At 37.6% G+C, this 19071-nt stretch carries 15 protein-coding genes and 1 pseudogene; 2 read left to right on the top strand and 14 right to left on the bottom strand.

From position 1 onward, the window contains the following. Window positions 1–58 precede the first annotated feature (58 nt). The 5 genes from fni to AC25Y6_RS17205 all read right to left on the bottom strand — a co-directional run bounded on the left by fni (window position 59) and on the right by AC25Y6_RS17205 (window position 4661). Window positions 59–1093: a type 2 isopentenyl-diphosphate Delta-isomerase gene (gene fni, locus AC25Y6_RS17225; RefSeq protein WP_488143886.1), complete on the bottom strand. Its 1035-nt coding sequence runs from the start codon at window positions 1091–1093 to the stop codon at window positions 59–61. A gap of 519 nt (window positions 1094–1612) precedes the next feature. Continuing rightward, the gene (locus AC25Y6_RS17220; RefSeq protein WP_488143885.1) at window positions 1613–2047 is read right to left on the bottom strand and encodes a GNAT family N-acetyltransferase; all 435 of its coding nucleotides are present in this window, start codon (window positions 2045–2047) and stop codon (window positions 1613–1615) included. A gap of 165 nt (window positions 2048–2212) precedes the next feature. After that, on the bottom strand, window positions 2213–2371 hold the full coding sequence (locus AC25Y6_RS17215; RefSeq protein WP_482102571.1) for a hypothetical protein: 159 nt from the start codon (window positions 2369–2371) through the stop codon (window positions 2213–2215). A gap of 151 nt (window positions 2372–2522) precedes the next feature. Then, the gene (locus AC25Y6_RS17210) at window positions 2523–3191 is read right to left on the bottom strand and encodes an HAD family hydrolase (RefSeq protein WP_488143889.1); all 669 of its coding nucleotides are present in this window, start codon (window positions 3189–3191) and stop codon (window positions 2523–2525) included. A 168-nt stretch (window positions 3192–3359) separates the two neighbouring features. Next, on the bottom strand, window positions 3360–4661 hold the full coding sequence (locus tag AC25Y6_RS17205; RefSeq protein WP_488143884.1) for a CitMHS family transporter: 1302 nt from the start codon (window positions 4659–4661) through the stop codon (window positions 3360–3362). 244 nt (window positions 4662–4905) lie between these two features. On the opposite strand from AC25Y6_RS17205, the gene AC25Y6_RS17200 reads away from it, so the two are divergent. Together AC25Y6_RS17200 and AC25Y6_RS17195 are read left to right on the top strand one after the other, a co-directional pair. After that, window positions 4906–6177, top strand: a complete 1272-nt coding sequence (locus tag AC25Y6_RS17200) for a glycoside hydrolase family 18 protein (RefSeq protein ID WP_488143883.1) — start codon at window positions 4906–4908, stop codon at window positions 6175–6177. Between the two features lie 456 nt (window positions 6178–6633). After that, on the top strand, window positions 6634–7248 hold the full coding sequence (locus tag AC25Y6_RS17195; protein ID WP_488143882.1) for a nucleotidyltransferase family protein: 615 nt from the start codon (window positions 6634–6636) through the stop codon (window positions 7246–7248). 14 nt (window positions 7249–7262) lie between these two features. Here the strand turns inward: AC25Y6_RS17195 and AC25Y6_RS17190 are convergent, their stop codons facing one another. From AC25Y6_RS17190 to AC25Y6_RS17150, 9 genes and pseudogenes are all read right to left on the bottom strand, one after another. Continuing rightward, window positions 7263–8063 (bottom strand): DUF4097 family beta strand repeat-containing protein, encoded by an 801-nt coding sequence (locus AC25Y6_RS17190; protein WP_488143881.1) that lies wholly within the window; start codon window positions 8061–8063, stop codon window positions 7263–7265. A 27-nt stretch (window positions 8064–8090) separates the two neighbouring features. Then, the gene (locus AC25Y6_RS17185) at window positions 8091–8795 is read right to left on the bottom strand and encodes an EcsC family protein (protein ID WP_488143880.1); all 705 of its coding nucleotides are present in this window, start codon (window positions 8793–8795) and stop codon (window positions 8091–8093) included. A gap of 239 nt (window positions 8796–9034) precedes the next feature. After that, window positions 9035–10846, bottom strand: a complete 1812-nt coding sequence (locus tag AC25Y6_RS17180) for a choline/carnitine O-acyltransferase (protein ID WP_488143879.1) — start codon at window positions 10844–10846, stop codon at window positions 9035–9037. Window positions 10847–11155: 309 nt separating this feature from the next. After that, window positions 11156–12343: a radical SAM/CxCxxxxC motif protein YfkAB gene (gene yfkAB, locus AC25Y6_RS17175; protein WP_488143878.1), complete on the bottom strand. Its 1188-nt coding sequence runs from the start codon at window positions 12341–12343 to the stop codon at window positions 11156–11158. 485 nt (window positions 12344–12828) lie between these two features. Then, a pseudogene (locus AC25Y6_RS17170) lies at window positions 12829–13098 on the bottom strand (radical SAM/CxCxxxxC motif protein YfkAB); the annotation flags it as partial. A gap of 552 nt (window positions 13099–13650) precedes the next feature. Further along, window positions 13651–16821 (bottom strand): ATP-binding cassette domain-containing protein, encoded by a 3171-nt coding sequence (locus AC25Y6_RS17165; protein WP_488143877.1) that lies wholly within the window; start codon window positions 16819–16821, stop codon window positions 13651–13653. Between the two features lie 168 nt (window positions 16822–16989). Continuing rightward, window positions 16990–17400: a MarR family winged helix-turn-helix transcriptional regulator gene (locus AC25Y6_RS17160; RefSeq protein WP_488143876.1), complete on the bottom strand. Its 411-nt coding sequence runs from the start codon at window positions 17398–17400 to the stop codon at window positions 16990–16992. Window positions 17401–17505: 105 nt separating this feature from the next. Continuing rightward, window positions 17506–17883, bottom strand: a complete 378-nt coding sequence (locus AC25Y6_RS17155) for a sporulation protein (RefSeq protein ID WP_482105990.1) — start codon at window positions 17881–17883, stop codon at window positions 17506–17508. 3 nt (window positions 17884–17886) lie between these two features. Beyond that, window positions 17887–19062 (bottom strand): AI-2E family transporter, encoded by a 1176-nt coding sequence (locus AC25Y6_RS17150; RefSeq protein ID WP_482102603.1) that lies wholly within the window; start codon window positions 19060–19062, stop codon window positions 17887–17889. Window positions 19063–19071 lie beyond the last annotated feature (9 nt).

Genomic DNA, 19071 nt, shown 5'->3' with positions numbered 1-19071 from the left:
GTGAGAGGTCGGCTAATCAACTAATGATTAGCCTCCTACTCGATTAAATATATTAACGTTAAAATACTTGATAATTGACCCGATTTGTCTTTTTTAACTCGCTGAGTGAAGCCACTCCTATGCCGAACATCGCCATTCGAAGTTCCAATTCTCTTGTTTCCATCGCGACCAGTACTTCCTCTGCAGACGAAGTTGCCTCTTTTAGAATTGATCTGCCAAAACCAACGATATCCGCTCCAATCGCAATGGCTTTTGCCCCTTCCACACCAGTGTGTATTCCGCCACTAGCGATTATCGGTTGCTTTCCAATAATGCCCCTTACTGAAGTGATACATTCAACTGTCGGGATTCCCCAGTCACTGAACGCCTCAGCGGCTAATTTTTTCACAGGAGATGTTGAACGGAACTTTTCAACTTGACTCCATGACGTACCTCCAGCTCCTGCCACATCTATAAAGGAAACACCTACATCACATAATTTTTTAGCTGTGGCCTGATCGATGCCCCACCCGACTTCCTTCACGCCGATCGGAACATCCAACTCACCGCATAATCTTTCTATTTTCTCTAATAGATGTTTGAAATTCGTATTCCCTTCTGGTTGAATCACTTCCTGAATACTATTTAAATGAAGGACAAGTGCATTTGCCCCTGTTATATCAATGATACGGAGACATTCATCTACGCCAAAACCGTAGTTCAATTGAACAGCTCCTAAATTAGCAATTATCGGAATGCTGGGAGCAAATTTACGTACCTGAAAAGAAGCCCGATGTTCCGCACTTTCAATCAGTGCGCGCGTCGAACCTAAAGCCAAGCCCCAACCTCTTTCTTCCGCTGCTTCCGCGAGGTTTTGATTGATTGTTTCGGCAAATGCGGCCCCGCCAGTCATTGAACTGATTAAGAATGGTGTTTTGCAGTCATATCCTAAAAACTTCGTATCAATGGATATTTCACTGAAATTGATTTCGGGTAATGCATTATGTATGAATTTCACCTTTTCGAAGCCGGTTGTGACAGTCTCACCAGTTACATTCTCATTCAAAGTGATTTGTATATGCTCTGATTTTCTTTGGTTGATTGGTTCATTCAATTTGGAAACACACGCCTCTCATGTTGGTATTAATGATAACGCATTAGTCCTTTTAATAGAAGTCACCGTCCTGCCGTGGTGTACCTCCCTTACTCACTTTAAGCCATGCACATACACCAATAAACAACAAATTAGTTGTCAGAGTTGAAGTTCAAACGTATAATGAGTATATAGATTGATTACAATAAAAAAGATTGATCGATGTTGTCGCATCGATCAATCAATGCAATAGAAGGTTCCCACCAAGGGGATCAGCACCTACAGAGTGGAATTAACCCATCCCTACGAGCCTCTAACTCAAGGATGGGCTATTTTTTATGGTTAAATGCAAGTATCATTACGACCAATGTTGCAAAAGCAATTGCAAACATTAACGATTCGAATACTGACATTGGCACCACCCCCTTTCGTGCGGGAGTGAGCCGACCACCCTTGAGTCACCTATTCTATTACTCTTGTATTATACCATACATACGTTCTTGGAATAGTAACACTTACTGGTTCATAACATAATATCCATCATAACGACTTTTTAAATACATAACTCACCTTGTCATAATCCATCTTCTCTTCATAAAAACGATGTGCATCCATACGCTGCAAGCCTGATGATAACGCGACACTTTCATAGCTATTTTCCTTTGCCCATTCATGGACATAGGTAAGCAGTTTTTCTCCGTGGCCGCTTGAACGCTTAGTTGTGTCAGTTACCAAGTCACAAACCCATACAAATCTGCCATAATAGAGTGTAATCATTGGTTTGAAACCAATTACTGCTACGATTTCTCCTCCAATATGTAATGCAACCAGTTGGTAGTGGTCTTTTTCTTGTGCTTCAAGAACCAATTCCAAGTAGGTAACTTCATCCAAATGTGTTCGTAATTGTTTCATAATCGGATATGCTTCCAAAATTTCATCACGTAATTGAAGTTTCTTAATCGTTAAATCATTCATCACCGCAACTCCTTTTTCTTAAATATACCATACGTTTCAACAAGGTATGATAAAATTGTATGCTATGCTTATTCAGATTAAATACTTGATTTCATTAAAAAAGACTTCCCTTATTGTAAAGGAAGTCTCACATTGTATTGAAGGATCGCTGAACAATTTGTTGAATTATCTATCCCTGCAGTTTTTACAAACCTTAATGAGTTCTTTTGCTTCTGTTTTATGATTGTACAATAACTTAATGCGATTTCGGTCACACAACGGACAGTCTCCTCTTCCTTTTGAAGGGAGCTTTTTTAATGCTTTTCCTCGGTTTCTTTTCGCCATGACCATTCACCCCCAGAGTGAAAAATCTTCTTTCTCTTTATCTAATGTTGGTCTCGGAAAATGGCATGGGTAGTTCACTAAATTCTTTATCAAAATCTAATCTTAGCAATTCGCTATCACAACGAGGAAGTCCGTTAATTGCCTTAGTCCGTCATTGATGGGCATTATTTTCTACTAGCAGATTTATTTCCATTAAATCAGTGACGATGAAGTCTGCATCTACATCTTCCCACTCTGAATCCTTCTTCCAAACCCCTAGCATTCCTAAATCTTTTGATGCTTTCACATCATTTTCCGGATGATCCCCAACAAAAATACATTCGTTTGGAGAAACAGAAAGTTGCTCTAGCGCTTTCTTGAATATTCGAAGATTTGGTTTTTTTATGCCTTCTTTTTCGGATATTAAAATTGTTTTAAAATACTTTTCAATACCCAGGGCGATTATATTATCCATTTGAAATTGCTCTTTTCCATTACTAATAATCCCTAAGACAATCGATTGACTTGTAAGTGAGGCTAACATTTCATGAAGGTTTGGAAATGGTACGCAATACTCTTTAAAATGATTTACATAATCTTGTAGGAGTTGTTCCCAGGTTAGCCTCGTTATATTAAACTCCGCAACCATTTGTTGATAAACTTGATCTTTCCAAACGTATCCCCGGCGATCTAACTCAATAAACCTTAAAACATACTTCTCTTTTTGAATATGTCCGACCCACTCATATAAACGTTCGTATTGTCCATTTATGAATTTTTCTACAGATGCATCACGATTTAATAAAGTACCATCCAAGTCAAAGAGTACTGCTTTTATCATTTTAACTTTCAATTCCCTTCTACTTTCCAATATGAATACGGATTATATTTATCATTTTAATTATTCTAGACTTGAAAGTTTTCAAGTCTGCCTACAAAAATAGTACACCACCTGTAAGAAGTGATGTACCATTTGTTTTAATTAACTACCTCAATCCATATCCACAATTTATAATGAAATGGCTCCTGTTAAAACCGCCGTAATGGTCATGATTATGGTTGTTCCAAAAGCCCATTTAAACAGGAACTTTTGATGTTCTCCAAATCCGACCCCTACCAAACCAATAAGAATGAACGTAGCAGGAACTAAAGGAGATAATGGGAATCCTGCTGTTGAATGGCCTAATAAGGCAGCTCGTCCGATTTCAACAGGATCTATGCCAAATCCAGCCGCAGTTTCACTAAGGATGGGAAGAATTCCAAAGTAATAGGCGTCAGGTGAAAAGACAAACCCCATAGGGATACTGGTAAGTGCAACTAAAATAGGCATATGTGATCCGAGCCATTCAGGAATAACGGAAACCAATGTCGCCGCCATCGCATCCATCATGTGTGTTCCTGTAAATACACCTGTAAAAATACCAGCTGCAAAAACCATCGTGCTAATCATGACAAAGTTATTTGCATGGCTTAGAATCTGTTCTTGTTGCTTTTGGGCATTAGGGAAATTAACAAATAATGCGATTGCAAATGCCACAGCGAATAAAATTGCGATTGGCAATACATCCATTACGAGTAATACCATGAGAACAATCGTCAAAAGTAAGTTAAACCAATATATTTTAGTGACTCCTTTATTTACTATAGATGTAGCCGCTAGCTCTGGAATAGCGTTAAAAGAATCATCTAATTTAATAACTCCTAATCTCTCCCTCTCTTTTCTGCCAAGTAAATAGGCAGAAAACAGTGTCCACAAAATCCCTGAAATCATAACGGGAATCAGTGGTATAAACAAATCAGAAACCTCCACTTGAAGACTAGCCGCAGCTCTAACTAAAGGACCTCCCCATGGAATGATGTTCATTACACCTGCTCCTAAACCGACCACACATGCTAATATTAGACGATTCATGCCTAACCTCTTGTATAGCGGTAACATCGCCGAAACTGTAACCATAAATGTTGAAGAACCATCTCCATCCAAACCGACTACTATTGTAATAATAGCAGTGGCTAAAACGACTTTTAATGGGTCACCTTTTACTAAACGTAGAATCCGGTTAATCATAGGGTCAAACAAACCAACATCGATCATCAATCCAAAATATAGAATAGCAAAAACAATCATGACCGCGGTAGGTGTAACTTTAATAATACCCGCCATCATCATTTCACCCATGTCAGCGTAAAATCCACCGATTAAGGCAAAAGCTACAGCTACAAAAATGAAAGCTACGACTACTGACAGACGCTTAGTAATAACTAAGATAAGAAAGGTAGCAATCATACAAAATCCCAAAAACGACAACATCTCAAAAATCTCCTTTTTCTGTGCTAACTAAAAAACACACATTATAATAAAATATCACAATTATTACATTACTTTAATTAATATAATATGTTTAGTCAAGTCGAACTTTGCAGAAAACTCTCGATTTTCCAATTATGCTAATTAATTTACTACTAGAAATGTATAGATGTTAATCATTTAAATGATTATATCTCCTTGTCATTTTGAATAACATGTAAGATATGAATGCTAAGGAGTGAGCTATATGCAAATCCATGTGGTACGCCCAGGGGAAACGTTATGGTTAATCGCCCAGCGGTACGGCGTCACAGTAAGCCAAATTGTAACGGCTAACCAATTGGAGAATCCAAGTAAATTAGTAAGCGGTCTAGCCCTTGTCATTCCCACAGCATCACGTACACATACAGTTGAGCCTGGTCAGAACTTATCCGAAATTGCACATCGCTACGGTACAACTGTAGAAGATATCGTACAAGCGAATCAAATCCAAAACCCGAATATGATTTTATCGGGTACACGTATAACCATTCCCGTCCATAAACCGGTTATAGACGTAAATGCTTATACCATCAATACTGGAGAAACCGGAGCGAGGGAAATTCAAGAAGTTGGTCGGTATTTAACGTACTGGATGCCTTTTGTCTACACGATACGTGAAGATGGCGGACTAAATTCAATTGACGATACTGAAATGCTTCGATCCGCCGCTGCCGAGAAAGTCGTTCCTGTGATAGTGATCACGAATTTCAGTGCCACGGCTGCCGGATCTGCACTTGCGCAGACAGTCCTAGCAAGTACTGATATCCAAGATGTTTTATTAACCAATATTTTAAACGTCATGAAAGAAAAAGGGTATCAAGGTTTAAACATTGATTTTGAAAATGTGTTTCCGGCGGACCGTGAGTTATATAACCAGTTTTTACAGCGTGCGGTTGATCGTTTGCATCCCGAAGGCTATTCCGTCTCAACGGCCCTTGCCCCGAAAATTAGTGGTGAACAAAAAGGGTTATTATATGAAGCACATGATTACGAAGCACATGGAAGAATTGTTGATTTCACTGTGTTGATGACCTATGAATGGGGTTATCGATTAGGTCCGCCTCAAGCTATTTCACCCTTGAACGAAATAAAAAAAGTGCTAGATTACGCCGTTACCGTGATACCAAGAAATAAAATTTTATTTGGTTTTCAAATCTACGCACGAGACTGGCTGCTTCCATACGAGGAAGGACAAGAAGCAGAAACCTTCAGTCAACAGGAAGCCATTCGCCGAGCACTACAGTATGGAGCGTCCATTCAATATGACTTGACAGCTCAGTCCCCTTTTTACCGATACACTGATGCAGAGGGGCGTATTCACGAAGTCTGGTTCGAAGATGCCCGCAGTGCACAAGCTAAGTTTGATATGGTTAAAGACTATAATTTACGCGGGATTAGTTACTGGGTTCTTGGTTATCCATTTCCGCAAAACTGGTTACTACTGGAGGACAACTTTACAATTAGGAAAAGAAGCTAGTGCTGAATAGCTAAAGTAATTGTCAGAACAATGACGGGATGACCCATCTGAGCCGATAACTCATGGATGGGTTATTTTTTATGCTAAAATGCCGCTATTACACTGACTGAACAATTTACAGCATTCAGTACCGCTTTAAACGATGCAACAGGTCATACAAACGATTTGGCAAGACACTTCTAGTTGGCGCAAGCAAACCTTCCACTAAGGCAGCATCAGCGTCACAGATGTCGAATCAGGTGTAAGGAGCTGTGTTGGCGCAACCTCTTCATCTCATTCAATCGTTGAACAACTGTTTTTGCGGGAATGTCACTAACGAATAGAAGGTTGACTGGATGGCGATAGTTGATAGAAGGAAATTAAGTGAGAGTAAGTGGTTAATCAAACAAATGATTGAAACTGGATTTACACTTACTTGGTAGTGGAACTGATAGCAGTGAGATGGAGGGAAAAGGTATGAAGATTGTAGGCATTTACCTTACAGCTGGAAGCAGCAGCCGTATGGGAAGCGATAAATTGGCTCTGCCTGTCGGGACAATGACAGTAGGTAGCTTGGGGCTTGAATCAGCTTTGAAGTCGCCGCTCGATGAAATCTATGTCATTACAAAAGATACGGATGATGCAAATTGGCTGCCTGAAGAAATGAAGTCGGACCCAAGATGTAAAATTATCCAATGTTCCACGGCTGATGAAGGCCAGTCTGAATCATTGAGATGTGGGATTAAACATGCCCAAGCTAATCTCGCCGATGCCGCCCTCGTCATGCTGGCGGACCAACCCTTCATCACCGTTCAAATGATTGAAGAAATGATTGCGTGTATGAAGAACAACCCGACATGCAGGTTCGTCGCCACTACATATGAACAATCAATAACGCCGCCTGTTCTTATCTCATCATCTATTTACAATTACCTTTTAACACAACGTGGGGACAAAAGAGCGAATGAAATTTTACAAGGGGATTTTCTTCAGAAAGGAAAGCTATTGCCCTGCGTCGATAAAAGGCTTGTATTCGATGTTGATACAAAAGATGATTATCAAAAACGCCAAATAATAGAAAAAACGAAATGATAGAATGTCTCCTATCATTTCGTAACAGTTACTCCCCCATTATCCGTTCTTAATGTAATCAAATTTTCACCCTTACCAAACTTAGTATGTTTGTTTTCATAACCGAAAACATCAATTCTTCCGTTATCCGTTTTCACATCAATCGTAGCATTCGTCGGTTCTTTTTCGGATTGAATTTCGATTCTGCCATTATCTGTCGTCAGCTCAATCGGGCGATCCAAATTGTCAGTTACAAGTGAAATTCTCCCGTTGTCTGTTTGCCCCTTGATCTTGCCCTCAACTGATTCAAGCAGAATTTTACCGTTATCCGTTTCAACATCGGTTGTAGAAGTCTTGACATTTTTCAGATCTATCGTGCCGTTATCTGTTTCCAACACTATTTCTTCTGCATGGATATTTTCCACATTGATTCGTCCGTTATCGCTTTCCGCTTGGATTTTGTTATATTGTTTTTGCGGTACTTCTACTAACAACTTTAAGTCGTTGTTAAAAAATCCGAAGCTAAAGAAACTTCCTCGCTTTTCTTTAAATTGAATAGACAGTGTGTCTCCGTTTATATCCGCCTTGAATACATATTTCGATTTTTTCTTTGTTTCCCCTATATATTCTACTGTTGTTGCCGAATCATTGGTCGGTACGATTTCCACCGCTGCGTTGCCGGCCGTAATTTCAATATTCGTGAACGAGGAATCATCCACTACTATTTTTCGGGCATTATTTCCTGTTGAATCTCCTAATGTAATCACCAACGATATCCCACCTATAATAAGTAACACGAGCACTAAAACGATGAACAATTTATTTTTGAAAAACATCTACTAATACCCCACCTTTCAAAAGGATTATAATAAGCGTATCCGATATGAATTCATTGCCGTTTCCCCAAGTTGGTCAAGTAGATTATAGTTAGCGAACGCACCGACGATTGCCCCGAAGCCAGGGATTAATTGAAACATCTTCACTAAATCGATGTGATCCCGATACTCTTGTTGAAAGTCCTTCCAGTCCATGTCCGCAATTAGGTGTTTCTCAACCTCCCAATTTTCAATGATAATCAAGGTTTCTCTCCGTTTTTCTTCACTTGAAAAAGCGAGTTGGAAGACATGCAAGAGAAACAAACGCTCTTCGTAATTATCCGTGTCAAAACCGTAAACGCTAGCAGCTTCAAACAAAAACTTCATTTTAATCGATAATAGAAGTGGAAAGTCAACAAGTCCAAGCATAATGCCGCCCGCACCTGTTCCAGCTCCTTCAATAACTGCCGTTTTTCTAAAAATCAAGAGTTTTTCCTTAAATAACTTATCGCGTTCAAATAAACTTAATACGGTTGTTTGTGGTTTTTTCGTCGTCATATTTGAACCGAAGAGCGTTGCTTTTACCATGTTTTTAATACTCTCTGTCATTACTGTATGAAACTTCTCCGGAATCAAACCATTTATCCTGTTCTGTGCGGTCTTGGATGTACGACTAATAAAACCTGACCTTCGAGTCATTTTTTGCTTCCAAAAATCAATTTCCTCTTGAACCTCCATCGCATAATCAACCATTTTTCCCCTCCTTCTGTATTTTTCAATTATTCAACTCATGTTATCAAGTATAGTCGAATGAACAGTTTATTGAATAGACTTTTGACGTAAACCTGTCTAAGTCTTCGGAAGTAGCTGAGCTTTCCTAATCAACAGCCACAAAATGATAAATGTAATACCTTTAAGTGGGAAGGTTAACGGTATAAAAATAACGCCAATCCGGACATCTGGATTGGCGTTATTCTGGTTTGAAAGGTTAATTAATCTGCATTTGTTTCTTCATGATCCACACCATTTTGCGCAATATGTCTTAATTCATTTAATGCTACTACTAAATTATCGGTTAGCATCTTTGCACTTTCTTTTTCCGAAGAATTACATGAGATGTTGATGGAAATGGTTTTGGCTAATAAAATATAGGCTAATCCATATCCTCTCTCAACGACTGGTCCAAAAATCCGATATTTAACATTGTCGTATGCCATGCCACTTGTTGAAATGAAATCATGCCTCATCGTCAAATAACCTTTGTCGTTAAAAACTTCCGGTAGTTCTGTTAATCCTAGGTTTGCTCCATTTAAATAATACATTTGTTCAAGGCCAAACATATGTCTTTCAACACCTAATCCTTTTCGACATTCTATGATTCGGTTTGAATGAGCTGCACCCGCTTTTTTCATTAAAGAATATAGGATTTCATTACTTTTTTCACCCGCTTCAAGCGCAGTCACCAATTTCAGTTTTTCCATACTTGTAGCTCTTGCGCATTCTGTCCTCCCCTCATGAAAGACACGTACTGCAACCGGTTCATAAACGCTCCTCAGTATACCGAAGGTTCTATATTGCGCAATTTGCAACGCCATATGGAAAAAGGCATCGGGACTTATATTCAATTTCTTTATTTCATCTGAACCAAATTTTTCAAAGGTTTCCGAATTTACATGAAACTTTTTCTTGGTTCGAATGTTATCATTTTGAAACTTCGTTAAGGTTTCTTGAAGTTCCTCTGAAATTTCCCACTCCATTTTTTCTACTTCGGTCTTCTCTTTGGTGTAAATAACTTCGGTGTCCTCTTTGCAGAGCCCGGCATTTACATGGCTAATAACCGCAAATATCGTAGTCCCGTCTACAGCAGAATGTTCAATACTGTATCCTAACTCTCCATTTTTAGTAATGATAATTTGAATTGTCTTATCAAAATATTTGTTAGTACCATCTAACATCATATTTTCGATTGCTTCTTTGGAATCATGACTTTCTTCATCAACTGAGATGACTATAAGCGAATCTGCAATGGTCTGAAGGTTATCAGCATTTACATTTGACACAATGAGTTGTTCGTATGCCTTTGCAGCCTGGTCCCTCTCAGCAGTCGTAAATATACCAATATTTTCACCATCACCGTTCTCATTCGAAAATGCCCTTTCGATTGCCTTTGTGATTTCATTACTTTGATAAATAACCCCTTCGTTATTCGATACATTGACTTTATAAAAATTTTTCTTGTATAAAATAACGACATGATTATTCTTTTTATCAAATTCAGCAACTTTGTATTCGTCTATTTTTAATCTAGGAATACGGACAGATCGGAAGAACTTCTTATATTGACTCATATCTAGGGGGATTTCATTAATCGATACTGGCCCTACTTCTCCATCAATAATTCTATGGTACAGCTCAGTAATCAAATAACCAATTTTCCCAATCAAATCCGCCGTTGTGTAGTCTTCTCTATACTTTTTATTATCCAATAAAACATTAAAGTTCATACCAGTTGACAAAGAACCTCTATATTTTAAATAGGATGCATTCCAAAATGGTTTAAGCCAACTTCCTTCTATGCTTTTATTCCATTCATATAACTTTCCTTGCAGTTTTTCAGCTTCTCCATTACCCTCAAAAAATCGAGTGATTACTTTCGTCGTTTCATGAAATTGCTCTTCGCTTACTAGGGGCTCAATCCATTCGAGAAGCTTATCTTTCGTGCCATTCAATTGCGGAATGGGTAAGGATGGTAATTTATTTTGGATATCATATGTATTATTTATAATAATTAGTCCCTTCTTCACCCATAAACTTAATGTCTGTGGGCTGTCTTACTTGCGATAGATTGTTAGTAGTGTCCTCGTTCTTTTCTAATACATCTTAGGGTATTATTTTGTCGTTCAATTTCCAATAGAGGGAAGTTTGAGCATTGTTAATCCTTTCTCTCATAGACAAATGAACTTGCCTTTTTAAATTGTAGGTTTTTCGGAGTAATAGCACGGCATTGGCATTAAGTATAACATATGACCATTCCATTGAAGTAATTCCGACAACTTTAGAAAGCCTCCTACCCTAGGAATTATAGGTAGGAGGCTAACAATTTGTATTCTTAGTTAGATATTGGATTCCGTTCTCGTGAAATCCATCTCAGGGTAATAAGCGTCTTTTACCAAAAGATTTGGTCCTAAGCATTTCACAGCAGGACAATGACAACTGATTGTCTTTGCAAGTGGCCGATTAAGCCAACGGTCTAACATTATTGGAAGTGCTTCGGTTTGAATATTGCCCATTGGTGGAGTGTCTCCGAAGTCAGTTACAATCACTTCGCCAGTGAAGATATTTACGTTCAAACGGGATCTGCCATCCGGGTCATTACGAACGGACACATTCTTACTGTTGTAAATCCTGTTTAACAGCGTCAAATCTTCTTTGTTGTTACTACATGGATAAAAGGGTAGTGTGCCAAACAACATCCAGACGTCTTCATTACGGTGATCCAAGAGGTCATGAATTGCATTTCTAGTTTCCTCCAACGAGAGCACTTCTAATTGTGAAGCAAAATCACTTGGGTTCATCCCTTGTAGAGAATCTTGCCTCTCATTAGTGGCAGTCCCTCTATCATATCCTGGCTCATACATAGGATGTATCTCATGCCTTTTACATCCCATTTCTTCTATGACTTGCTTATGTATCTTTTCTAAATGAGGTACTGTCCTACCATTGAGCATTGTCTCAGCAGATACAAATACTCCCATTTCAGATAAAGCCTTAGAGTTAGTAATCATCCTGTCAAGTAATGTCTTTCTCTGTTCTCTAGTAGGCTTTCTTTCCATCATAGCAAAACCAGTATCTATAAACTCATCCTCTGTAGTCCAGTTATGAGAGATATGTAATACATCTAAGTAAGGTGCTATGAGCTTATATCTGTCTAATTCTAATGTTAGATTAGAGTTTATTTGAGTGTATATCCCTCTCTCGTGAGCATATTTCAATAGAGGCAGTACATAATTTTCTACTGACTTTAAGGACATCATAGGCTCTCCACCAGTAAGGCTCAGTGTTCTTAGTGCAGGAATCTCATCTAATCTTTGCAGTAATAACTCTATAGATAGAGCTTTAGGGTCTTTGTGGCTTAGAGTATGTCCTACTGCACAATGTCTACACCTCATATTACAGAGATAAGTGGTAGTAAATTCTATACTAGAAAGAGTTAATCTACCATACTGCTCTATATCTTTATAAGCCTCCCATGGATCATTTTTTGGAGACATTTTGGATTTAGAGATAACTTGATTATTCATATAAACTACTCCTATCTAATTAATACCTCTTTATTATGAGTGGGGGTATAATTTATGTCAATGTGAGATGCCATTATGCATCATCTGTCTCTTTACAGCAAACAAAAAAGCACCAAACCCTAGAGGCTCAATGCTTTCCTTATTAGCTTATCTACATTAAGAGTACCTATCTCCACCATATACAGTAATCTCCTCAACCTTTGGATAGGTTACACATAGTTGGACAAATAAATTAAGGGAAAATAGAATAATACACAAGAAGTGATGAGATCTACTATGTCCGTAAAAAGTAGAACGTTATCTACTGATTTCAAAAACAGGTGGTAGCCCTATATGGAAATGGAAAAAGCCGACAAGATATTGTCAAAGAATATGAATTAGCCGCATCTGCACTTGATAGGTGGATTACACAATTCAAGCAGTCATGTTCTTTCTTAGAGATAGAGCTACACAATAAAAAATAGCAGATGCCTCAGCACCTACTCAATCGCCATATAGTGGTCCAACGGCATTGTTAAGTTCGAATTCATCTGTGTACGCACTCCACGTTCATGCGTGTACGTCAATAATGGTAAAACGTAACGATCTACCGATTTTCTAGAGAACATCGGATCGCCGCCTGTGATACTTATGGACCACGAATGAGGGATCTCCTCTAGCCCGGACATAAGTAATTATACCTTAAACCACTCTAGGTCTTTACACCTCCACACATAACCCACCGCACAATGTTCACAACGAATATTGCATAGGCTTCCCATGGATCATATGCTGGTGACATCTTCTTTTAAAATGCTAAATCATTTATCATTTGTTTATTAACCCCTATACGAATTAAATTAGCTACTCAAATAGTATGCACTTTCAATACAACTTTCGCATTAACATTTAGATTCTCGACCTGAAACATCAGCTTGAAGTTCGGGAAATTTATTATTGCTTTTTCTATGAATAATTAGTTGCATAATGCAAGTACCATCCCTTTTATCCTTAATTAGGGAGCTGATATCACCGCTCACTTGCATAATGCAAATATTCTAAAAACAATACTTGTATTTTGCAATTACAACCCCTTACAATAATTTGTAAAGTGCAATTAATTAACAAATGAAGCTTCTTTTAGGGTACCCTCAGTAAATTCCAAATTAAAAAGCCCAACTTCTCTGCAAATGAAAACAGAGAAAATGGGCTTTTCCGTTACTTTATTAAAGCAACCGATTGTTGAATAATACTTTTATATATTTCGGATTTCCTTCTATTAATTCGAGTCTAGACCTGCAATAAATTTCGTCCACAATAATTCTACTCTAATTATTGTGGTCAAGGCATTGATAAACCGCCATTAAATCTTGTTTATTTAACTCACGAATACGATTGAAGATTGGAATATCGGCAACAGTCTCAATATATAATCCTTCATCAACTATATGATTTACATTTCCATTTAGCCATGTTTCTACTGTTATGCCTTCGACAACTTCCTGAAGTCCCTCATCATTAATACCACTTGCATTACAGCTCACACAAGGTATCGTTAATTTATTTACACCCTCATGTAGATTATCTTCAGTAATGACTTTCTTTCCTTTGCAGAATGGGCAAGGCTGACTTTTCTTTATCTTATTAATTTGGGTAATAAGTTTTTTGTAACCAAACGCTTCATAAACATATGTTAGTTTTTTGTATTTTCCATTAGTGAAATACCTAACAATGATGTTTTCTCTCGTCTCATTGATATTGTCAAAATCACAAATAGTTACTTGATTATTGTTGCTGATGGATTCGATATTTCCTTTAATACTGTCCCAGAATGGCAATACATTTTGCAGTACCATTTCATACCCAGCAAAACTTGCTAGTTCTAATTCAAGCATTTTCAAAGCGACTTGCGTTTCCCTACTTAACAGTGAAACATCTTCTGTCAAAGTCATATCGCCGCCTACAATAGCTTTCAATTTTACCAGTTCCGGTAACTCCCCTACTGTTTTCAAAACTTGATCAAGTGGATGCTTTATTATTTCACGAATATCCGTGTCGCCAAATTTGAGCTGTTTGTGATGATTTAACACGGAACCTTTGCAAATCGGACATGAAATCATCTCTTTAGATGCTTTCATATGCTCTTTAATAATGGATTTCGAAATGAACATATACATCCCAATTACATTATTAAATCCTTGCCATGTTCTCTGTGCCTTAGCTGCTTTATCATAAAATGACTTTTCCCAATACCCATATAAAAAAGTATGCTTTTCTTCTGCTGTCAATTCATTATAGCTTTTACTCATATCATGACCAAGCTCATTCTTAATTTCATTAAAAATGAATTCCAGTCTTGGATATTGATAATATTTTAATACCTCCATCACGTCTAGATGTAATTGACCCTCCCAGAATGGCACGGTTTTGTCCTGAATAACAACATCTATATCAAATTCTTCTATCACACCACGGCCCGAACAGCTTGGACAATGATTGTCTTGATAATAGAAATCGAAGCTTCGCGTATCTTTATTGGTAGAATGCGACGCCACAATATGGTTGATCAAGCCGCCAATTTCATAGAGAAAACTATATTGACTATACAAGTGACGTTCCAGATCAATGGCAATGACAGGTGCAATTGTTTCAGATTCGTACTCCCCATATATCAAACGAGCCATTGAGGATAAACTTTTTAAGATTCCGCCCTTATAGACGTTTTCTGCATTTTTAAAATAGGCAATTTGATTTTCATTCAAGCGGTTAATTCCATGTGTTTGATGGATGGTTGAAGAAATTTGCACCGGTGCAACTCTATCCGCGCTGTTTTGTTGACGATAATATTCATCATGACTGACAACGTCAAGGTGCTCTACAGGCGCAAGTATTCTTTCACCAAAATCAACGATGAAATCAGAGTTTTCCATCATATAAGCATTATGTTCAATCATGATTATCGAGACGGATTCATCCTGCAAAATAAGCCTGACACTATCAATGAATTGATTTAATATATTTTGCGATAACCCTTTTGAAGGTTCGTCAAAAATAAATAATGTATGTGGGTTCCTTGAGTTAGCAAATAGCTCAGAAACTAAATGGACACATTGAAATTCACCATTCGATAAAGACTGTGTTTTTCTTTCTAACGTCAAATAACCGAGTCCAAGTTTTACCAATAAACTCAAGCGTTTATGAGCGATATCTCCATTTGGCAATTCATCAATAATATCTTCAATCGAGCTCTGAAAAATATCATTAATATCTTCACTATACTTTGCAAGTTTTCTTTTAATATCTAGAAAAGTTGCAACTGTTGACCGACTAGTAATCGATTGGTTTCGATTTTGCCCTACCATTACCAGCTTATCTTTTGAATATCGCTTCAGAAAGTCTTTGGCCATGCATTCATTGACAAGAGTAGATTTACCACATCCCGACTCACCCGTAAAGGTTACAAGTCTATTTCTCGGAATTTGAATTTCAGCCATTTGAATATTACGACAGTATAAATCCTGAAACTGATAGTATTCTGTTGGCATTTCCTGATTTCGTTCCGAAGAGATTGGTTTTGGACGTGGAGATTCTTCAACAATTTCCCCTCCGTATTTACCACTACCAGGTCCAAAATATAATTGTTCATCCGTTGTGTCCAGTACCGTATCAGAATGATCAATGAGCCATATTTGATTCTTATACCCTAATTGTTTAATCTGTTCTAAAATTTTCAATAGGGTTTGGTGATCAAGACCCACGGAGATTTCATCAATAATAATAACGGTGTTTTCACTAGTTGCCATGAATTCAGCCAAGTAAAGACGTGTTAATTCTCCGCCTGACAATGTCCCCATAATGCGGTTTAATGTTAAGTAACCTATATTCATATTGATAATATTTCTAAGAATATGCTGTTTCGCTTCACCAATATGTAATTCCTCTCCAAGGGAAAGAATCGATTCAATGCTTAAATTATTGATGTCAGAAACACTATGTGGTTGACCCAATAATTCTATTTTTTTCTGTAAAACGTCTGGATTATAGCGTTTACCCTCACACTTTTTACATTCTACATTTTTGGTAGTACCGCGTCCTTTACAACCTGGACACCAGCCTAGCTCATTATTAAAGGAAAAAACTTCTGGAGAAAGATTAAATTTTTCAGCAAGCGTATCACGAATCTCTTTAAACACGCCAGTATGTGTGCCAATTGTTGAACGTGGATTGGACGATATGGACGATTTTCCTAGAAAAAGGACTAGAGGCATTTCTCCCATCTTGATGGCACTGAAATTTGTTTGCATAATATCGGGGAATAAATACTGATATTCAGCCTTTGGCAATAAGGAAACGAGACGCTTCTTAGATTCCTCACCGATTGTTTGGCAAAAAGTTGTTTTACCAGAACCTGATAAACCAGCAATTCCTAACGATTTATCTACTGGTAGTGCTGCATCTAATTTGTTAATATTGTTCGCAATTAATTGATTGATCTTCACAGTGATATCCTCTCCGTTCTGTAAAATTAGTATTGCCATGTTAGTAAAACTTCAAATGAATTTGCAGTATTTTTTTCGAATCGACAAAACCATTCCAAATTCATGCGATAGTAGGCTTAGCGTTGGAAATCCCCATTTTGCCAACGGAGCCTCTATTAGTGAAATGGTTTAGGACTCCCGCAGTTTAACTTCCAATACATGCATAGAACGAAGTACTGTCTCGCGCTCAAAGTCGTTCATAGAGGCGAGAGCATTTTCCATTTTATTTAAAATTTCACCATTGATAGTTTCAACCATACCCCACCCTTTACTTGTTAAAGAAAGTAGATATATTCTTCGATCTCCTGTATATGGTGTTTTAACGAGCATCTCTTTCTTTTCAAGCGTACCAATTTGTCTGGAGAATGTTGTGATATCCATACTTACAGCATCAGCAACTGTCTGCATGGATGGCTTTTTTAGTATTGATATCTCATATAGGATTGAACTTTGAACAACAGAAATCGCAGAGCAACTCGTTTTATGAATGTTACGCATGCTTTTTGATAGCGAGTGGAAAACAGGAATGATCTTATCCATTATGAATCTCCCCCTATGAACCCTTTTCGCAATTATACAGGAAGAAAAGTTACCTGCCCAAATGAAAAAGAAAACGCACCCTAGTTTAATAGGGTGCGTTCACCGTCAGGCATATATAATTTCGTCTTCGTCTTGAATATCAATCCCATTTTTAAGATGCACGATTGTTTTTAATATGAGCGGCTGGGCTTCAGCTTCTGTCTCCCAACGCTCATCAGGTACCATCTCAAAAGAAATCATCCATGTTTCTTTTGATTTGATATCACTCATCATTTCTATCGATTGTTTTGCAATGATAACTTCCTCAGTTTCCGTTTTCTTTAACAATTCAATAACGATAAAATCGACAAGTTCATCACTGTTGTCACCTTCAATATAAACAGTTCCTGATAGTGTTTCTCCAAAAGCAATATTTGGTCCATCAACATTTGTATTAACAGTCATTTCGCCGTATTCGATTGTTGACGTAAATTGCCTCACCATAGTTTATTCCCCCGATTCTTGATTAGCAATATCATTATAATGCAGATTCTCATTATCTTCATACTTATTATACCGTAATTTCAACAATTTAAATAAATGATTTACAAGGACTTTTAATAATGCATAACCCGGAATTCCTAGGACGACACCCGCAACCCCAAACAATGAGCCTGCCGTCAATAGCACGAAAATAATCGTTATGGGGTGGATACGTAAAGATTTACCCATAATTTGAGGTGATATAAACTTCCCGTCAATCAGTTGAACAATTGTCCATACAGCAGCTAATTTGAAGAGCATTAATGGTGATGTGACAATCGCAATAATGGCGGCAGGTATAATCGCGATAAGAGGTCCGAGATATGGAACTACACTCGTAAACATCGCCAGAACCCCTAGCAATAATGCATACTCCATTCCAATTATTAAAAAGCCTATAGAAACCATAACCCCAATACAAATCGCAACCAAAATTTGTCCTTGAATATAGGAACTGATTTGGTGATCTGCATCATGAAAAATGACTTTAGCATCTTTGCGCATACGAGGCGGCAACATCTTAATGATGAGCTGTGGTAACTTTTCTCCATCTTTCAACAAATAAAATAAGATGAAAGGAACCGTCACAATCGCAAGGATGAAACCCGTAAGCGCTGAGATGAATGAAGTTACACCACTCGCAATTCCGCCAACTGTATCAGTGAAGAACTTGCCTATATTACCTTGTACGGAATCCAAGAGTGTATTAACGTTAATATCCAAACCTTCATAATATGAAGCAAAGATAGAAGAACGTAAAAAAGCATCCGTATTGACTAATAATTGACCGAAATATGTAGGGAATTCTTCAATAAGATTATGAAACTGTATTTTCAGAAAAGGCAAAACTAGAAAGACCAGCAACGTTATAAGACCAATCACTCCAATGAAAATGATTAGTATTCCCCAAATTCGGGGTATTTTTACTTTTTCTAACAGACGCAGAATCGGTCTCAATAAATAGTAAGCAATTGCAGCAAGAATGACAGGCAACACAACAGTGGAGAAGAAAACCGTTATCGGATAAAAGATGAACGATATTCGATTGAAGATAAAAATGATTAAACCAATTAACAAAATTGAAACGAGGACGAATAATGTACTTCGTCCTCCGAAAAACCGAATTACTTTTGAAGTCATTCCATCGTT

The sequence above is a fragment of the Sporosarcina sp. Y1004 genome (genome assembly GCF_057669665.1).
Note: the sequence above shows the minus strand (reverse complement) of the source record. Positions and strands in the feature narration are given on the sequence as shown.

Excerpts from the sequence above, each read along its gene's own strand:
- AC25Y6_RS17195 (WP_488143882.1), top strand. The coding sequence starts at position 6,634 with ATGAAGATTGTAGGCATTTACCTTACAGCTGGAAGCAGCAGCCGTATG.
- AC25Y6_RS17220 (WP_488143885.1), bottom strand. The coding sequence starts at position 2,047 with ATGAATGATTTAACGATTAAGAAACTTCAATTACGTGATGAAATTTTG.
- AC25Y6_RS17205 (WP_488143884.1), bottom strand. The coding sequence starts at position 4,661 with ATGTTGTCGTTTTTGGGATTTTGTATGATTGCTACCTTTCTTATCTTA.
- AC25Y6_RS17215 (WP_482102571.1), bottom strand. The coding sequence starts at position 2,371 with ATGGCGAAAAGAAACCGAGGAAAAGCATTAAAAAAGCTCCCTTCAAAA.
- AC25Y6_RS17155 (WP_482105990.1), bottom strand. The coding sequence starts at position 17,883 with ATGGTGAGGCAATTTACGTCAACAATCGAATACGGCGAAATGACTGTT.
- AC25Y6_RS17200 (WP_488143883.1), top strand. The coding sequence starts at position 4,906 with ATGCAAATCCATGTGGTACGCCCAGGGGAAACGTTATGGTTAATCGCC.
- yfkAB (WP_488143878.1), bottom strand. The coding sequence starts at position 12,343 with ATGAATAATCAAGTTATCTCTAAATCCAAAATGTCTCCAAAAAATGAT.
- AC25Y6_RS17150 (WP_482102603.1), bottom strand. The coding sequence starts at position 19,062 with ATGACTTCAAAAGTAATTCGGTTTTTCGGAGGACGAAGTACATTATTC.
- AC25Y6_RS17210 (WP_488143889.1), bottom strand. The coding sequence starts at position 3,191 with ATGATAAAAGCAGTACTCTTTGACTTGGATGGTACTTTATTAAATCGT.
- AC25Y6_RS17190 (WP_488143881.1), bottom strand. The coding sequence starts at position 8,063 with ATGTTTTTCAAAAATAAATTGTTCATCGTTTTAGTGCTCGTGTTACTT.
- AC25Y6_RS17160 (WP_488143876.1), bottom strand. The coding sequence starts at position 17,400 with ATGGATAAGATCATTCCTGTTTTCCACTCGCTATCAAAAAGCATGCGT.
- AC25Y6_RS17185 (WP_488143880.1), bottom strand. The coding sequence starts at position 8,795 with ATGGTTGATTATGCGATGGAGGTTCAAGAGGAAATTGATTTTTGGAAG.